Genomic DNA, 1,108 nt, shown 5'->3' with positions numbered 1-1,108 from the left:
CCGACCTGCGCGGCGTGCGGCTGTGCGGCAGCCGGTTCACCGCCGCCGACCTCGGCGAGCTGCGGCTGCGCGACTGCCGGTTCGGCGGCGCGATCGAGGAGACGGGCTCGGCCGAGCTCGCGGAGCGCTATCTGGCACTGGCCGGAGCCTGCGCCGAAACGGCGACGGCCAAGGCGCTCCGCTACGCCGCGCTGGAGATGCGCCGCCGTTCCGAGGAGCGCCGCTGGGAGCGGTTCCTGCTCGGTCTCTGCTGGGCCACTTCGGGCTACGGGCTGCGCACGGGACGCACCGCGGCGGCCTCACTGCTCGTCGCAGCGGTGCTGATCGTCGCGCTTGTGGCCTTTGCCGGGGTCGGTGGGCAAACGGCCCACCATCTCGCGCACCACGGTTAGTACTTTCCCGGAAAGAATCATGAAAGCGCTCTTACGCTCGGGGAATGCGCGTTTCTCGGGGGCGGGAAAGCGGCCGCGGCGGTGCTGAGCGCGCCGACGAACTGGCCGTGACGATCGACATGCCGGACGCCGGGCCGCTGGCGCTCCCCGTCCGCTGGGCGACGACCACCCGGCCGGTCATCGACATCGGTTCGGGGCTCGCGCTCGAACCGCAGCGCCGCGCCTACGCCAGCATCGACGACTCCAGGACCGTCCAGCGGATCACCGCGCAGTTCCGGGCCATCCCCGACAAACGCGCGGTGATCGTCGGCGCGCCGGGCTCCGGCCGCACCTCGCTGGTCCGGCTGCTGGCCCGCGGCCTGCTCCAGGCCCGCCAGCCGGGCCGCGCGGTGCCCGTCCTGTTCCCGCTCGACGGCTGGGACCCGTCCGCCGAACCCCTGACGGAGCTGCTGGTGCGGCTGCTCGCCGACCGCTGCTACCAGGGCCGCGATCAGATCCCGCGCGCGCTGCTCGGCGAAGGGCTGATCATCCCGCTGCTCGACGGCCTCGACTCGGTGCCCGAACCGCTGCGCCGCGCCGCCGTCCTCGACCAGCACGACACGTTCGAACCCGCGGGCCCGCTCGCCCTGACCTGCCGTCCCGCCGACCTCGACACCCTGCTCCGCGACGGGCTGCCCGCGCTGCACGACGCGCCCGCCTTCACCCTGCTGCCCGTC

2 protein-coding genes are annotated in these 1,108 nt (G+C 73.9%); both read left to right on the top strand.

What is annotated here, in order from left to right:
* Window positions 1-392 (top strand): hypothetical protein (locus tag ACYVE7_RS34455; RefSeq protein WP_460370820.1); only part of this gene is annotated, 392 nt, incomplete at its 5' end.
* A gap of 44 nt (window positions 393-436) precedes the next feature.
* A partial coding sequence (locus ACYVE7_RS34450; protein ID WP_460370819.1) for a hypothetical protein occupies window positions 437-1,108 on the top strand: 672 nt, incomplete at its 3' end.

The sequence above is a fragment of the Actinocorallia lasiicapitis genome, from assembly GCF_054778695.1.
Note: the sequence above shows the minus strand (reverse complement) of the source record. Positions and strands in the feature narration are given on the sequence as shown.